Here is a 15,862-nt window from a genome sequence, read left to right as displayed (position 1 = left end):
CAATACAATATGCAAAAAGAAATCGAAATAGCCATAGACCCGGAGAAGATTTCGGACGAAAGCTTCCTGTTGCAACAAGCCGCCCAGGCACTAAAACTGGTTCCTAAACGCATTCAAGCGCTTCATATTAAAAAACGATCAATTGATGCCCGCGGACGAAAAGTGGTATATCGCTTGCGCCTGATGGTTTACATCGACGAAGTGGCACCGCTGGAAAGTCAACCTTTTTCATATCGCGATGTTTCTAAAGGCGAAGCTGTCCTCATCGTCGGAGCAGGACCTGCTGGCCTATTCGCTGCCTTGCAGTGCCTGGAGCTGGGCTTCAAACCGATTGTGCTGGAGCGCGGAAAACGGGTAAAAGAAAGACGTAGGGACTTGGCCTTGATTAATAAGGAAGGGATCGTTAATGCGGATTCGAACTATTGTTTCGGCGAAGGTGGAGCCGGTACTTATTCGGATGGAAAATTATACACCCGTTCGAATAAAAGAGGTGATGTACAAAAGGTTTTGCAAATATTGGTGGATCACGGCGCCACCCCGGATATTCTCGTGGATGCGCGACCTCATATCGGTACCAATAAACTGCCGCATATTATTGAAGCTGTTCGGGAAACGATAATAGCGCACGGCGGAGAGATTCGTTTTGATGCAAAGGTGGTGGACATGCTTACAAAGCAAGGGCGGATCGAGGGCATCGTATTGGAGGGAGGCGAAGAGATTGCCGGCAGGTACGTGGTATTGGCAACAGGCCATTCGGCACGGGATATTTTTCACCTCTTTGAAGCAAAAAGATGGTCCTTGGAAGCAAAGCCATTTGCGTTGGGTGTCCGTATTGAACATCCGCAGGAAATTGTAGATCGTGCGCAATACCATTGCTCCGTTAGAAACGAGCATTTACCGCCGGCGTATTATAGTCTGGTAGAGCAAATAGGGGGAAGGGGAGTGTTTTCCTTCTGTATGTGTCCTGGCGGAATCATTGCGCCATGCGCAACAGACGAAGGTGAAGTGGTGGTGAATGGATGGTCGCCATCGAAAAGGAACAACCCTTACGCAAACTCCGGGACAGTGGTTCAGATCAATCTAACCGACGTGCCGGGCGCTGCGACGAATCCCTTTGCCTTACTCGCTTTCCAACAGTCGGTCGAGCAGAAAGCCTATGTGTTGGGTGGCGGGCGACTGGTGGCGCCGGCGCAGCGGATGGTCGACTTTGTAGAAGGGAGATTGTCAAGCGATCTCCCTGTAAACTCGTATAAGCCGGGCTTGAAATCGGTCCAGCTTTCAGAGGTGCTTCCTAACTTTGTATACAAGGCGCTTAAAGGTGCGCTACCGCTTTTTGGGAAAAAGATGCCAGGCTATTATACCAATGAAGCCGTGCTGGTAGGGGTCGAGTCCAGAACTTCTTCGCCCGTACGAATTCCGCGAGATAAAGAAAGCTTGCAGCATCCACAGGTTGAAGGACTGTATCCCTGCGGAGAAGGAGCGGGTTATGCTGGAGGGATTGTGTCGGCAGCCATTGATGGCATGAATTGTGTTAGTAGAATAGGGAGTAGGGCGTAAGGCCTATAGCTAGGTAGTAGTAAAGTGAAGGGGCTGGTAACCCACAACTGGCAACTCATAACGAGCAACAAATATGAAAACACTTATTCTAGGAGCAACGACCAATCCGGCGCGATACGCTTATTTAGCGGCAAACCGCTTGGTAGCGGCCGGCCATGAAATCGTCAACATTGGTATAAAAAAGGGCGTGGTAGCCGGTGCTGAAATTCTGCCGCCGGGCGAGCCTCTGCACGACGTTCATACGGTTACCCTGTATATCGGGCCGAAGCTGCAAGAGCAATATTATGATTACCTTATGAAAACTAAGCCTAAACGTATTATATTTAACCCCGGTACAGAAAATGAAGAGCTGGTTGCATTGGCGAAGGCCAACGGCATCGAACCGGTTTATGCCTGTACATTGGTACTGTTAAGTATTGGCCAATACTAACGATAAATTTAATCTGTATGTTTAGGTTTTATGAGACAACATAAGCCCGAAAAGTCGGAAATCAGTATAGTGGATATCGCGGAGGCTCTAGGTGTCTCGGCGGCTACCGTGTCTAGGGCTTTGAACGACAATCCACGCATAAGCGAAGCTACCCGCAAACGCGTAAAGGAAAAAGCCGAGGAGTTGGGCTACCGCCATAATAGCATGGCTTCGTCCCTAAGAAATAAGCGCTCGAATATCATTGGCATGATTGTGCCACGGATTTCCATGTATTTTCACGCCATTTTCATTACCGCTTTGCAGAATAGATTGCAAGATGAAGGTTACAGCTTGATGATCTGCCAATCGAACGATTCGGAGTCCATCGAACAGAAACTGGCAAGCACCTTATACTCCTCACGCGTGGACGCATTGGTCGTTTCGCTCGCCTTGTACACTGAGAATTATAAACACTTCGAAGGGTTTACCAAGCAAAATATTCCTTTAATCTTTTACGATCGGGTGCCTACGAAGGATTTTGATGCCCATATTATTAAAGGAGATGATTATCGCGGTGGTTTATTGGCCGGAAATCACCTGGTCGAAACCGGTTGTACAAAAGTTGCTTATATCTCGGGCCCGTTGTCCTGTAGTATCTACAAGGAACGAACAGAAGGCTTTTTCCATGCTTTAGGCAAGGCCAACATAAAACTGAATAAAAAATGGTGTTTTTATCAGGAGCTAACGGCAGAAAATGCCTGGAATAGTTTGCGACAGATATTTGCGGAGAAAGACAAGCCGGATGGTATTTTTGCTTCGAACGACACAACGGCCTTGGCCGCGGTAGAGTTTGCGCGGGAACAAGGCATCAAAATTCCCGATGACTTGAAAATTATCGGTTATTCGAACGACCCACGGGCATCTATTATTTCGCCTCCTGTTACAACGATTGATCAACACCCTGTTGAGATGGCCAGTAGAGTAGCCCAAAAGTTAATTGATCTTCTCAAAGATCGATCATTGCGTGCGATCAACCATACACAAGAAATTGTGCCCGTAACCTTAGTCCGAAGGATGACCACTTGATCTTATGCAAACGATTGTGTAGTGTTGCCGATTGTAATTGACACATATTTCTTTTATTTTGGCGCTCTCTCAGGACAAAGAACTAGTAACCTGAGATCATAAAGAGTATTCGAGCTCAGGCTATTAACCAACAGAACTATGGCAAAGCTAACCCGGTCTGTCGTTGCCCTTATGTGGGCGCTTGTGTTATCTGTTCAAGCTTTCGCGCAGAACGGCGACATGCATAAGCTTATTCAAGAGAACTTTGAATTCGCCCGCGAGCAATATAAAATTTTGGCGCAGCGCATTCCCGCTGATAAACTTCCTCAACATGTCGATCCAAAAACAGGGAAGGTTGATGTGCGGGATATTCAATGGTGGTGTAGCGGGTTTTATCCCGGCTCATTATGGCTGATCTATGAGCAGACAAAAGATAAGGTTATTCAGCAGGAGGCTTTGCGCACGTTGAAATTGATAGAACCGAACAAAACCTTTACGGGGAATCACGATCTGGGTTTTATGATGTTCTGCAGTTTTGGCAACGCTTATCGGATTACAGGTGAACAAGCCTATAAAGAAGTCCTGTTTCAATCCGCAGCATCATTAGCCACGCGTTACCGCCCGCAAATCGGTGCAATCCAGTCCTGGAACAAAAACAAGTATTGGGAATGCCCGGTGATTATCGACAACATGATGAACTTGGAGATGTTAAACTGGGTGAGCGATCAGGGAGGCAGTAAGCGCTACAAGGAAATAGCGATTACCCATGCAAACACAACGTTGAAGCATCACTTTCGGCCCGACTTCAGCTCGTTCCACGTAGTAGATTATAATCCCGAGGACGGAACAGTTCGGCGTAAGGCGACCTGGCAAGGTGCCGCCAACAGCTCCGCATGGGCCAGGGGACAAGGCTGGGCACTATATGGCTATACGCTCATGTATAGAGATACGAGAGATGAAGCCTATTTGAAGCAAGCAGCCGGTATCGCAGATTTTATCCTAAATCACCCCAATCTACCGGCAGACAAAATACCGTATTGGGATTTCGATGCTCCTTTTATACCCTATGCAGTACGCGATGCCTCCGCCGGTGCTTTGATTGCGTCCGCATTATTGGAACTGGCACAGTATGTAGACAGCCAGAAAAAGGAGCAATATGTTAAAAGCGCTGAGCAAATGCTGCGTTCGCTGGCAAGCGAGGCCTATCGCTCTAAAAAGGGAGAAAATGCGGGCTTCCTATTGCAGCACAGCACCGGGGCATTTCCGTTAGATTCTGAAATAGACCGGCCAATCATTTATGCAGATTACTACTTCTTAGAAGCACTGAAACGCTATAAGGACTGGTATCTATAATCCGTTTTTGCGATTTTCTATAGAAATCATGAAACCGCTGTATTGAAATTAACACCCTATTGATAATGAAGAAATTTTTTAGTGTCCTGCTCCTTTTCTTTTCCCTGCAGCAGTCGTCTGTAGGGCAACAGGTGCCGGAATCCGTCGACGATAAAGTGCAATGGTTTAAAGAGGCTAGGTTCGGTATGTTTGTGCATTGGGGGCTTTACAGTGTATTGGGAGGTACTTACAACGGAAGAACGATGCCTGATACAACCTTGCCAAATGGAAAAAGCTGGTACGCAGAGTGGATACAGCAGCGTTTGGAAGTTCCAGATGCCGTTTACCAAGCCTTAGCAAAGCAGTTCAATCCCATTCGTTTCAATGCAGAAGACTGGATCCGCGAAGCGAAGAACGCCGGTATGAAATATTTCGTGATCACCGCTAAACACCACGATGGCTTTGCGCTTTGGGACTCCAAGGTGTCTGATTATGATATAGCAGCAACGCCGCTCAAAGGAAGGGACATACTAGGGGAATTAGTGGACGCCTGCAAAAAATATGGTTTGAAATACGGATTTTATTATTCGCATTGGCAGGATTGGGAGCACCCGCAGGGCGCAATTCCGTATTGGAAGCCCGCTAGGGAAAGTCGGGACTTCGAAAAATACTGGAAGGAAAAGAGCTTGCCACAGGTACAGGAACTTATAGAACGTTATGATCCGGATCTGTTGTGGTTCGATACCTGGGATGAGGAAGCGAAGGACTTGATTAACCCGGCCAGGAGGGACGAGCTCATTTCATTAGTGCGCAAATTGAGTAAAAAATGTTTGATCAATGGCCGGATTGCTATGCATAACCCCGGTGAAGAAATCGACTTTTTAGAAATGATGGACAACAGTTATCCAAAAGAATTGCTCGAGAAGCCTTGGCAAACTCCCGCAACAATGAATCATACCTGGGCCTGGCACAGGGGCGATTTTAATTGGAAATCGGCTGGACAAATGTTACGGTACCTCGTGAGTAATGCGAGCAAGGGCGGAAACTATTTACTTAACGTCGGTCCCAAGCCGGATGGGGCACTGCCTCTTCCGGCAGTTCGGCGACTGCGGGAAATGGGCGCATGGATGCTTACCCATAGCGAAGCGGTTTATGCAACCCAACCGGTGGACGGGCTTGAAGCCGACAAGGGAGTCGTGCTTACCCAGAAGAACGTTAATAATCAGCGAATCCTTTATGTACACGTCATGGAAGAACGGGCTGACAATACCGTCAAACTCCCTATTGCTGCGGATAAGGTTCAGCGCTGTCAATTATTGGAAACCGGAGAGGAACTCGGTCTAACCGAGGATGGAACGGCGGGACTAATGATTCAGTTACCCGCTAAAGCTTCTTTCGACAGCGCTATCCGAGTGCTCAAAGTAGAAATGAAGAAGTAAACATAGTATGTAAACGTTTGCGCCTTTTACTATTTTCTTGTATATTAGCCCTTCAAAGAGCCAATTAAAGAAATAGAATAAAACTGAAATAATGAGCACTACGTACGAAACCCGGTATGCTTCAAGTCCAGCAGAGACAAAGCACATGGACACCGAAGCCCTAAGAAGTAATTTCTTAATCGAAAAGTTGTTTGAAGAGAACAAGGTCACCTTGGTGTACACGCATTACGATCGATACATTGCGGGCGGCGTGATGCCTGTCGGACAAGTGGTGCGGCTAGAGACGATCGATGCGTTGAAGGCACCGTATTTCTTGGAGCGCCGCGAGCTTGGATTGATTAATATCGGTGGCGCGGGTACCGTCACAGTGAACGGGGAATCGTTCGATATTGACTTTAAAGAAGCGATGTATATCGGTCAAGGCAATGAAGAGGTGCTTTTTAGTAGTAAAGAAGACAATAAGCCGGCTAAATTCTATATAAACTCGGCCCCTGCGCATCATGCCTATCCTACGAAGAAGGTCACCAAAGCTGATGCGGAGATCGTTGAATTGGGCAGTCTGGAAACAGCGAATCATCGGGTGATTAACAAATTACTGGTTGCAGGCGTGGTAGACACCTGCCAGCTTCAGATGGGCATGACGGAACTCAAAACCGGAAGCGTTTGGAATACCATGCCGGCACATACACATGATCGTCGTATGGAAGTTTATTGCTATTTCGAGGTACCCGAAGGGCAGGCAGTGTGCCATTTTATGGGGCAACCGCAGGAAACCAGACATATCTGGATGCAAAATGAACAGGCCGTGATTTCTCCACCATGGTCGGTACATGCAGGTGCCGCTACCTCAAATTATACTTTTATATGGGGAATGGCAGGCGAGAATATGGATTATGGCGACATGGACGGTTGTGCCATTACAGCACTCAAATAAACTTGCCAAGTAATAAAATTCAATGCCGATGAACAAAAGACATAGATGGCTTGCTACGCTCATAATAGCCTTTGGTTTACTTTCGTGCAATAGCGGTGATAAACAGAACAAAAGCTTGGTCATATCCAATACACTGGCGGTCGATCGTGCCGAGCTGGCAAGTGTGCCCTATCGGGAGTTTCTTGAACTCCTTGCCAATAAACGGGATGGCAAGGCCTTCAAATTGCTTGACGACGAGGGGAAAGAATATGCCTATCAATTGGAGAAACTGGGAAGCGATAGCGTCGTGAACGTGCTGATCTGGGCGGAAGTTCCCGCGAACGGAAAACTGACACTACACTTGGTCGAAGGCGAACCCGCGGCGGTAAAGTCCAAAACCTTTGCACGATATGTGCCGGAGCGGTATGACGACTTTGCTTGGGAAAACGATAAAATTGCCTTTCGCATGTATGGAAAGGCATTGGAAGGGCGACCGGATGATGCGCAGGGGCTGGATATATGGGCAAAACGGACGGATAAGTTAGTCATCGACGAATGGTATAAAACGGGCGACTACCACAAAGATCATGGTGACGGGCTCGATTATTATGCTGTTGGCATGACATTGGGCGCTGGAGACATCGCGCCTTATGCAGACGAACACATCGTTTATTCGAAGCACTACCGTGATCACCAGATACTCGATAACGGCCCTTTACGTACTACCTTCCAATTAACTTATGAGCCCTGGGAGGTCAATGGGCAAGAGGTGTCTGTTATCAAAACTATTTCGCTTGATGCGGGGTCGCAATTGAATAAAGTAGAAGCTGTTTATCAATACAATGGAACGGAAGAACTTCCACTGGTAGCTGGTATTGCACTCCGCAAAGAGAATGGCGGCCAGCTAATAAAAAACCTTGAAAAGGGTATTGCGGCCTATTGGGAACCTACTCATGGAGCCGACGGCACCTTGGGGGTCGCTGTAATCGGACAAAAAGACTTAGTACATGTAAGCGAAGGTGAAGGACAGCTGCTCGCCCATTTTAGCGCTACGGCGAACGAACCTTTGGTGTATTATAATGGCGGTGCCTGGGATAAAGCCGGCAAAGTCGTTAATGCACAGGAATGGGAACAATATCTGAGCACTTATAAGGAAAAAGTAAACAACCCACTACGTGTTTCAATAAATTAAGATATGTCTATACTAGATAAATTTGACCTAACCGGAAAACTGGCACTTGTTTCCGGCTGTAAAAGAGGAATTGGAAAGGCAATGGCCGTAGCCTTGGCGGAAGCGGGCGCAGATATTATCGGCGTCTCTGCTAGTCTTGAATTGGCAGATAGCCAGGTAGCGAAGGAAGTAACGGCACTGGGCCGTAAATTCTATGCATATCAATGCGATTTTTCAAAGCGCGATGCAGTCTATCAATTTGTAAATGAGGTGAAAGCCGCTCATAGCGGTATAGACATCCTTGTCAATAATGCGGGCAATATTCTGAGAAAGCCCGCCGCCGAGCACCCAGACGCCTATTGGGACGAAATTATCGCCATCAATCAAACGGCTCAGTTTATCATTACCAGAGAGTTTGGAAAAGATATGGTGCAAAGGGGCAGTGGGAAAATCATATTTACAGCCTCCTTACTGACGTTTCAAGGCGGCATCAATGTGCCCGGATATGCGGCATCTAAAGGCGCTATCGGGCAGCTTACAAAAGCCTTTGCCAATGAATGGGCAGGCAGCGGTGTAAATGTGAATGCAGTAGCTCCGGGTTATATCGCCACCGACAATACGTCTGCATTGCGGGCCGACCAAGAAAGGAGCCAATCGATCCTCGCACGAATTCCGGCAGGTAGATGGGGAGATCCCGAGGATTTTAAAGGACCGGTTGTCTTTTTGGCATCCGAAGCCGCAAATTATGTCCATGGTACCATTCTTACGGTCGACGGTGGTTGGATGGGGAGATAACTCTTTTAATAGTTACTTTTTTTCACCGCGAAAAAATTAACAAAAAAAGCTCCCGCTGTGCCTAGTTGCTACAATGCTAGTGCCTCCACTTGCAACCCGCAATCAGCCAAGGCGGATTTTCGGCAGAACGGAGAGTCCTTGCGAACAGGCAGCCACGTTCCGAAGGACGCGAATGGCCTAGGCTTGTGAAGGCAGCAATCGGCAGCTAAACAGACCTATTTGAGCTTATTTGCCAAGCTAACGAGCGTAGAGCAAAAGACGAATGGCAACGAAGATCAATGATACAACAAAAAGCGTTAGACAACGTTATAAGGAAAGAGGGTGTCTAAAAAGACCTCCAACGTCATATCGAGTGTAGTGTAACGGAATCGAGATATCTCTGNATCGAGTGTAGTGTAACGGAATCGAGATATCTCTGAATGAGTTAGTTACAAATAACAGATTTCTCCACTTCCCCCGAAGCCTCGGGGTCCGGTCGAAATGACAACTTTTTAGACACCTTCTTTTATATCCTGTACGTCGGGCATTTAATGAACATGATAAAAAGATTACTAATAAATCACCTTTTTCTCTTATTCTTTATCTTGATACTAAGTGCTTGTAGCACCAATAGGCAAGCTGTAACGAAGGGAAGTAAAACACTTACTGAAACAATTGATCAGCGCTTCAAACATGCCGGTACGCAATATAAGTTGCTTATGGAAGATTTGCCGGGGGATAAATTACCCAAGACTTTCGTGAAAGCCAACAACTATCTGGAAACAAGTGGGCCGGATTGGTGGACGAGTGGATTTTATCCGGGTACTTTGTGGTCGCTCTATGAAGAAACACAGGATAGCGCACTGCTTAAGGAGGCTAAACGGACGCTCAAGCTGCTATCAAAACAGCAGACGAACGAAAAGTTGGCCGATCTCGGAGCGATTATGTATAACAGCTTCGGCACAGCGATGAAAATAGACCCGGAGCTTTCTTATCAAAAGGCGCTCTTAAATAGCGCTAAAACGCTCGTCAAACGGTATAACCCGAAAGTGAAGGCGATCCGCTCTTGGGACACCCGACAGAATGATAAGGAGTTCGTGGTGGTGATAGACCACCTAATGAATCTCGAGCTCCTTTTTTGGGCGACACATGCCACGGGCGACTCGTCTTACTATAAAGTAGCTTGCAACCAAGCCGAAACGATCTGGAATAATCATGTGAGACCAGATTACAGTACCTGTCAAATTGTGACATTTGACACTAAAAGCGGCAAGGTGAAGCACAAGCGTAATGCACAAGGCTATAACGATGAGTCGTGCTGGTCGAGAGGACAGGCTTGGGCCTTATATGGCTTTACCTCCTTGTATCGAGAAACCAAAGATCCGCTGTATCTCGAATATGCGGAACATATAGCAACGTTTATTCTCGACAACCCGAATCTTCCCAAGGATAAAGTCCCTTATTGGGATTTTAATGCGCCTGAGATACCTAACACTTATCGGGACGCCTCCGCGGCGGCTATCATGGCTGCTGCCTTCTTAGAATTGAGTGGCTATAGCGTCGAAAACGGCAAAAGTTACTTCAAGGCCGGTGAAACCATGCTCGAAACGCTGGCTTCTCCCGAATATACAGCTCTGCTGGGTGCCAATGGTGGATTTATCTTAATGCACGGGGCGGGCTATATTCCTGTCATGGCCGAAGTGGATGTGCCTTTGCCTTACGCGGATTATTACTATATACAGGCTTTGAAGCGCTATAAAGTATTGACGCAGAGCGGGTCAGGAGTCAATGCCAGCTTTAAGTTTCCTTAAACTGGGGGAAATTGAAATTTTTGCCACCGCTCTAAATTGACTATACTTGTTGTCGAAAAGTGGCTTTACAAAAAATATACATTTTTTTTTATTTTTTTGCTAAAACGCTTTAATTATATTTGCGTCACGTTCCATTAAATTATAAACGCATTAATGAGTAATACAATTGTAGTAGGTTGCGACATCGGGGGATCACATATCTCTACGGCTTTGGTCAATCTGGAAACTAAATCATTGCTGGAAGAGACATTCGAGCGACATACTGTTAATTCACACGATACTGTTCCTGCTATTATTACCGCTTGGGCTGCTTGCATAAAAGCTTCCTTGGAAAAAGGAGGGTTCGACCAGTTACCGGTCGGAATAGCCATTCCTGGTCCTTTTGATTATGAGAAGGGAATCAGTTTGATGAAAGGACAGAATAAGTACGAAGCGCTATACGAAATTAATGTTCGAGACTTGCTCGCAGAAGAATTAGCGATGGATCCATCGGCTATCAAGTTTATAAATGACGCAGCTAGTTTTCTGCAAGGTGAGATGTTTGCCGGAGCGGGTACCGCATTCAAAAGAGCGGTAGGCTTAACATTAGGTACCGGACTCGGAAGTGCGCTGTTTTTGAACGGGCATGCGGAAGATGGGGATCTCTGGTGTGCTCCGTTTAGGGAGGGTATCGCAGAAGACTACCTTGCGGGAAGGTGGCTGAAAGATACCTATTGTCTTCGCAGTGGCCAGCATGTAGAAAGCGTAAAGGCATTATGTGAACTCGTTCCCGCAGATCAAGTGGCGAACGATGTCTTCCGTGAATTTGGAGAAACGCTAGGTGTTTTCGTTACGGATTATCTGCTTAGTAAATCGCCTGAAGGTTTGGTATTGGGCGGAAATATCAGCAAGGCACACCGGCTCTTTCTCGAACACACGCATAGACTATTGGCTAGTAAAGGATATTCGTTACCCATAGAAATCGCAGCATTGGGAGAAATGGCCGCGATTTATGGTGCAGCAGGGGAGTTAAAATAATTGTTTCAACTCCTCAAGTCCCTTAATACTACGCTTTACGTCTATGGGCTCTTCCAGTCCATTAGGATTGAAATAAATAGCATCCAGGCCAAAGGCTTGAGCGCCCCGGATATCGGCTTCGATACTGTCGCCGATCATCACACTTTCTTCCTTTAAAGCTTTTGCAGCGTTTAACGAAAAGTGGTATATATCCGGATGTGGTTTGTGTACGCCAACATCTTCCGAGATGATGATTTGCGAAAAGTATTTTTTAATGTCTGTTTTAACTACTTTTATTTCTGCCGCATCTTTAAACCCATTGGAAATCAAATGCAGTACGTATTTCTCTTTCAAATAGGCCAAGGTATCGTGCGCGCCGGGAAAAAGATGAGGCTTATGGGGGCATAACCGGAGATAATCGGTCTCAAAAGAACTCGGGAATAAAGTGGGCGATAAGCCTAGCTCCTCAAAAGTGTCCGCAAATCGCGCTCTGCGTAATTCCGTCTTATCGATCTTTCCGTTATGGTATAGCGCCCACACGCGCCGGTTGTTTCGGGTATAGGTCTCTATAAAGACATCTGCCGACCGGATTCCCAAATTTATAAATTTATAAGTGACAAAAAGTTCATGGAGCGTCTCTTCAGCATTTTTGTCGAAATCCCACAGCGTATGATCTAAATCAAAAAACAAGTGCTTCTTGTGCGTATACATAACACAAAGATAGGAGTTTTTGCTCAGCTATAGCTAACAAGCTTTAAGCCTGCTTATAGCATAAAGCCTACAGCCTATTGCTTTAGCGTATAGCTAATTTAGACTTTCTCGCCATAGGCCAAATCGCCCGCGTCGCCCAGGCCAGGAACTATATAGGCCTTACTCGTCATTTCACTATCTACCACGCCAATCCATAAACGTGCTTTAGGCAAATAAGCCTTTATATGTTCCACACCTTCCTCACTGGCAATGGCTGCAACAATATGTAATTCTTTGATAGCATAGGTGGCCAGCAGCTCTTGGCAGCTTAGTACCATGCTGCTGCCGGTAGCCACCATAGGGTCTACGACAACAACCACCCGATCCTTCAGGTCCGGCGATGTCAGGTACTTTCGTTCAATTTCAAAAGCACCGCTTTTTTTCGTCTTCCGATAGGCTCCGATAAAACCGCAATCTGCTCTGTCGAAAAAGTTTAACAAACCTTCGTGAAGGGGAAGTCCGGCACGCACAATTGTAATCAATACCGGCTGCTCAGTAAATAAAGAGGTTTCGGCAGTGCCCAGGGGAGTTTCCACCTCAACAGGCTTATAGGTAAGCTTTTTGCTGATTTCATAGGCAAAAATTTCTCCCAAGCGCTCCATATTGCGACGAAATCGCATGCGGTCTTGCTGTATATTGACATCGCGCATTTCCGCAATAAAATGATTGGCAATACTGTTTTCTTTAGTGAGGATAAAGGCCATGTTGTAGATATTTAGTGTTGGTTTGTCTGTATTACAATCAAACAGCTTTTTCGTATCTTTGTTTATCTTAGATGATAACAGATTTCGTTATCCACGTAAAACACAGTGTCATGCGGACTTCGCCGACACCAAAAACCGAATACAAATAACAAAAAAAATGCAATGAATCCAAGGGGCTTAAATGAAGCTTCCAATAAACGGATAGCGATTGTTTAAGCGTGATAGAGGCTGTCTAAAACGAATAAATTTGCCTCATCGTCAGTCCCATCATTGTCTTTTAAAAGCAAAATACGTTCATGAAATTCAAGATATCTTCGGAATACGTTCCCACGGGTGATCAGCCGGAAGCTATTCGACAACTCGTAGAAGGGGTAGAGGCCGGTGAGCATTACCAAACGCTATTAGGTGTTACCGGCTCCGGTAAAACGTTTACGATAGCGAATGTGATTGAGCAAACGCAACGTCCAACGCTAATATTGAGTCACAATAAAACATTGGCCGCACAGCTCTATGGTGAAATGAAGCAGTTCTTTCCGGATAATGCGGTTAACTACTTCGTGTCTTATTACGACTATTACCAGCCGGAGGCTTACATTGCGCACTCTAATACCTATATCGAAAAGGATTTACAGATAAACGATGAAATTGAAAAGCTTCGACTCCGTACCACATCGGCCCTGATGTCCGGAAGGCGGGATGTCATTGTCGTTTCATCAATTTCCTGTATTTACGGTATGGGGAATCCGGAGGATTTCTCCCGATCGGTATTTCGCTTCGGTGTAGGTACCAGCATCAGTCGGAACGCTTTTTTACATCGCTTGGTGGAGATATTGTACGCACGCACCACGGCCGATTTTAAACGTGGAACCTTCCGGGTAAAGGGCGATACGGTGGATATTTTTCCGGCGTATATGGACGATGCCTATCGTATTATTTTTTTTGGTGATGAAATTGAAGAGCTCAGTGTGATTGATCCGGTTTCAGGCAAGACGCTGGAGAAGATGGAAACCTTAGCGCTGTTCCCTGCCAACCTCTTTGTGACACCTAAAGAGAAATTCACGCAGTCTTTATGGGCGATACAAGACGAGTTGATGCAACGGAAAGAGCAGCTTGTTAAAGATGGGCGGATGCTCGAAGCGAAGCGTTTGGAAGAACGGGTGAATTACGACTTGGAAATGATGCGCGAGCTCGGCTACTGCAGCGGTATTGAAAATTACTCGCGTTTTTTTGATGGCAGACAGCCCGGAATGCGGCCCTTCTGTTTATTAGACTATTTTCCGGAAGACTACCTCATGGTCATCGACGAGAGCCATGTTACGGTTCCACAGATACGGGCTATGTACGGAGGCGACCGCTCACGTAAAATTTCATTGGTGGAGTATGGTTTCCGGCTTCCGGCGGCATTGGACAACCGTCCGCTGAATTTCCAAGAATTTGAATCTTTGGCTCCGCAAACTATTTATGTAAGTGCTACGCCGAGTGACTACGAGCTGCAGAAAACCGAAGGTGTGGTAGTAGAACAAGTTATTAGGCCTACCGGATTGCTGGACCCTACCATTGAAATCAGACCGGTGGTTAATCAGGTGGACGATTTATTGGATGAAGTAGATAAAGTGACGAAAGAGGGCGGCCGGGTGTTGGTGACTACCCTTACCAAGCGAATGTCTGAAGAACTTACCAAGTATATGACCCGTCTCGGAATCAGGGTTCGATACATCCATTCGGAAATAAAGACCTTGGAACGCGTTGAAATTCTACGAGGCCTTCGCTTGGGCGAGTTCGATGTCTTGGTCGGAATAAACCTGTTGCGGGAAGGCCTGGATTTACCTGAGGTGACCTTAGTGGCCATTTTGGATGCCGATAAAGAAGGTTTCCTGCGTTCGCAGACCTCATTGATACAAACCATAGGCCGAGCGGCGCGAAACGATCGGGGACGTGTAATCATGTATGCAGACAGTATTACCGATAGCATGCGGGCTACCATTGATGAAACGAACAGAAGGAGAGAGAAGCAGATCAACTATAATGAAGAACATGGAATCGTACCGCGTACCGTCGGTAAATCGCGCGAGGCCATTATGGAGCAGACCTCCGTGGCCGATTTCAAAGGAGGGGCGGCCAAAGCTTACGTCGACCCCGATCCGGCAAGTAGCGTAGCGGCCGATCCAGTGGTTCAATATATGAGCAAAAGCCAATTGCAGAAGGCGATCGACACTGCTAGAAAGGATATGGAACGTGCTGCCAAGGATATGGATTTCTTGCAAGCCGCCAAACTGCGCGACGAAATGTTTGCCTTGGAAAAAACCATGAAAGAGAAGTTCTAATGAGGTGTAAGGTATAAGGTAAGGGCATGATGAGGTGCAGGGCAGTATCAACCTTAACCCCTACACCCTAAGCCTCCACCTTTAAAGCGTGTATTTGAAAGTAAGGCCAAACCTCCCGGCTTCAAACTCTGAGTCGGGCGAAACAATCCAGTACGGACGCCAGTCGAAGCCCACGCTCAAGGGGGCTTGCGGAACCTTAAATTCCAGGCCTGCTTGCGGACGGAGCGCAAAGCCGGTGTCGCCGTCACCGAATAGCACTTGCGGACCGATCCCTGCATTCCACATTAATCCCCCTGCATCTGGTATCCGCTTGTTATAAGAGTATTCAACACCTAAAATGGTTATATCATTGCCAAATAGCACCATCGCTTGTCCGGCGTCGTTTTCAGTAAAGAAATGTTTCACGTGCGGGCCGACATAGGTGCCACCATTTCCAAGGTCTAAGAATAAGCCAAAGCTCGTGTTGTATGGCGCTCCACTTTGTGCTGAAACTGGTCTTACCATGAAAACCGCTAACAATACCAACAAGGTTGGAAGGAAAGAAATTTGTCTCATCTTTAATTTAGAATTATTTATTTTTGAAAAAGCTACTGGAGCAAAATTGCTGCTTTATTTCT

General features: G+C 46.5%; 14 protein-coding genes. 11 read left to right on the top strand and 3 right to left on the bottom strand.

Going from position 1 to position 15,862, the window contains the following annotated elements; genetic code table 11:
- Nucleotides 1-9: 9 nt before the first annotated feature.
- The 10 genes from EPX21_RS00145 (at nt 10) to EPX21_RS00100 (ending at nt 11,488) form a co-directional block, all read left to right on the top strand.
- Entirely contained in the window at nt 10-1,557 is a 1,548-nt protein-coding gene (locus EPX21_RS00145) for an NAD(P)/FAD-dependent oxidoreductase (RefSeq protein WP_134087653.1), read from the top strand.
- Between the two features lie 73 nt (nt 1,558-1,630).
- Nucleotides 1,631-1,987 (top strand): CoA-binding protein, encoded by a 357-nt coding sequence (locus EPX21_RS00140; protein ID WP_134087652.1) that lies wholly within the window; start codon nt 1,631-1,633, stop codon nt 1,985-1,987.
- A 30-nt stretch (nt 1,988-2,017) separates the two neighbouring features.
- Entirely contained in the window at nt 2,018-3,052 is a 1,035-nt protein-coding gene (locus tag EPX21_RS00135) for a LacI family DNA-binding transcriptional regulator (protein WP_134087651.1), read from the top strand.
- Between the two features lie 138 nt (nt 3,053-3,190).
- A complete protein-coding gene (locus tag EPX21_RS00130; protein WP_134087650.1) occupies nt 3,191-4,384 on the top strand; it encodes a glycoside hydrolase family 88 protein in 1,194 nt (397 codons plus the stop codon).
- Nucleotides 4,385-4,449: 65 nt separating this feature from the next.
- Nucleotides 4,450-5,802, top strand: a complete 1,353-nt coding sequence (locus tag EPX21_RS00125) for an alpha-L-fucosidase (protein ID WP_134087649.1) — start codon at nt 4,450-4,452, stop codon at nt 5,800-5,802.
- 91 nt (nt 5,803-5,893) lie between these two features.
- On the top strand, nt 5,894-6,736 hold the full coding sequence (gene kduI, locus EPX21_RS00120; RefSeq protein WP_134087648.1) for a 5-dehydro-4-deoxy-D-glucuronate isomerase: 843 nt from the start codon (nt 5,894-5,896) through the stop codon (nt 6,734-6,736).
- Between the two features lie 28 nt (nt 6,737-6,764).
- Nucleotides 6,765-7,907, top strand: coding sequence for a DUF4861 family protein (locus EPX21_RS00115; protein WP_166670634.1), 1,143 nt, complete (start codon nt 6,765-6,767; stop codon nt 7,905-7,907).
- A 9-nt stretch (nt 7,908-7,916) separates the two neighbouring features.
- Nucleotides 7,917-8,681: an SDR family oxidoreductase gene (locus EPX21_RS00110; protein WP_206105959.1), complete on the top strand. Its 765-nt coding sequence runs from the start codon at nt 7,917-7,919 to the stop codon at nt 8,679-8,681.
- A gap of 536 nt (nt 8,682-9,217) precedes the next feature.
- A complete protein-coding gene (locus EPX21_RS00105) occupies nt 9,218-10,471 on the top strand; it encodes a glycoside hydrolase family 88 protein (RefSeq protein ID WP_240768420.1) in 1,254 nt (417 codons plus the stop codon).
- Nucleotides 10,472-10,624: 153 nt separating this feature from the next.
- Entirely contained in the window at nt 10,625-11,488 is an 864-nt protein-coding gene (locus tag EPX21_RS00100) for an ROK family protein (protein ID WP_134087644.1), read from the top strand.
- Here the strand turns inward: EPX21_RS00100 and EPX21_RS00095 are convergent.
- Both EPX21_RS00095 and upp read right to left on the bottom strand, forming a co-directional pair.
- A complete protein-coding gene (locus tag EPX21_RS00095; protein WP_134087643.1) occupies nt 11,480-12,178 on the bottom strand; it encodes a YjjG family noncanonical pyrimidine nucleotidase in 699 nt (232 codons plus the stop codon). The genes EPX21_RS00100 and EPX21_RS00095 overlap by 9 nt on opposite strands.
- A gap of 98 nt (nt 12,179-12,276) precedes the next feature.
- The gene (gene upp, locus EPX21_RS00090) at nt 12,277-12,921 is read right to left on the bottom strand and encodes a uracil phosphoribosyltransferase (RefSeq protein WP_134087642.1); all 645 of its coding nucleotides are present in this window, start codon (nt 12,919-12,921) and stop codon (nt 12,277-12,279) included.
- A 296-nt stretch (nt 12,922-13,217) separates the two neighbouring features.
- On the opposite strand from upp, the gene uvrB reads away from it, so the two are divergent.
- Entirely contained in the window at nt 13,218-15,245 is a 2,028-nt protein-coding gene (uvrB, locus tag EPX21_RS00085; RefSeq protein WP_134087641.1) for an excinuclease ABC subunit UvrB, read from the top strand.
- Nucleotides 15,246-15,326: 81 nt separating this feature from the next.
- On the opposite strand, the gene EPX21_RS00080 is transcribed toward uvrB, so the two are convergent.
- Nucleotides 15,327-15,800 (bottom strand): hypothetical protein, encoded by a 474-nt coding sequence (locus EPX21_RS00080; protein WP_134087640.1) that lies wholly within the window; start codon nt 15,798-15,800, stop codon nt 15,327-15,329.
- Nucleotides 15,801-15,862 lie beyond the last annotated feature (62 nt).

It is taken from the genome of Olivibacter sp. XZL3, from assembly GCF_004368405.1.
GTDB lineage: Bacteria > Bacteroidota > Bacteroidia > Sphingobacteriales > Sphingobacteriaceae > Olivibacter.
The sequence above is the reverse complement of the archived record's forward strand: the minus strand, read 5'-3'. Positions and strand labels throughout refer to the sequence as shown.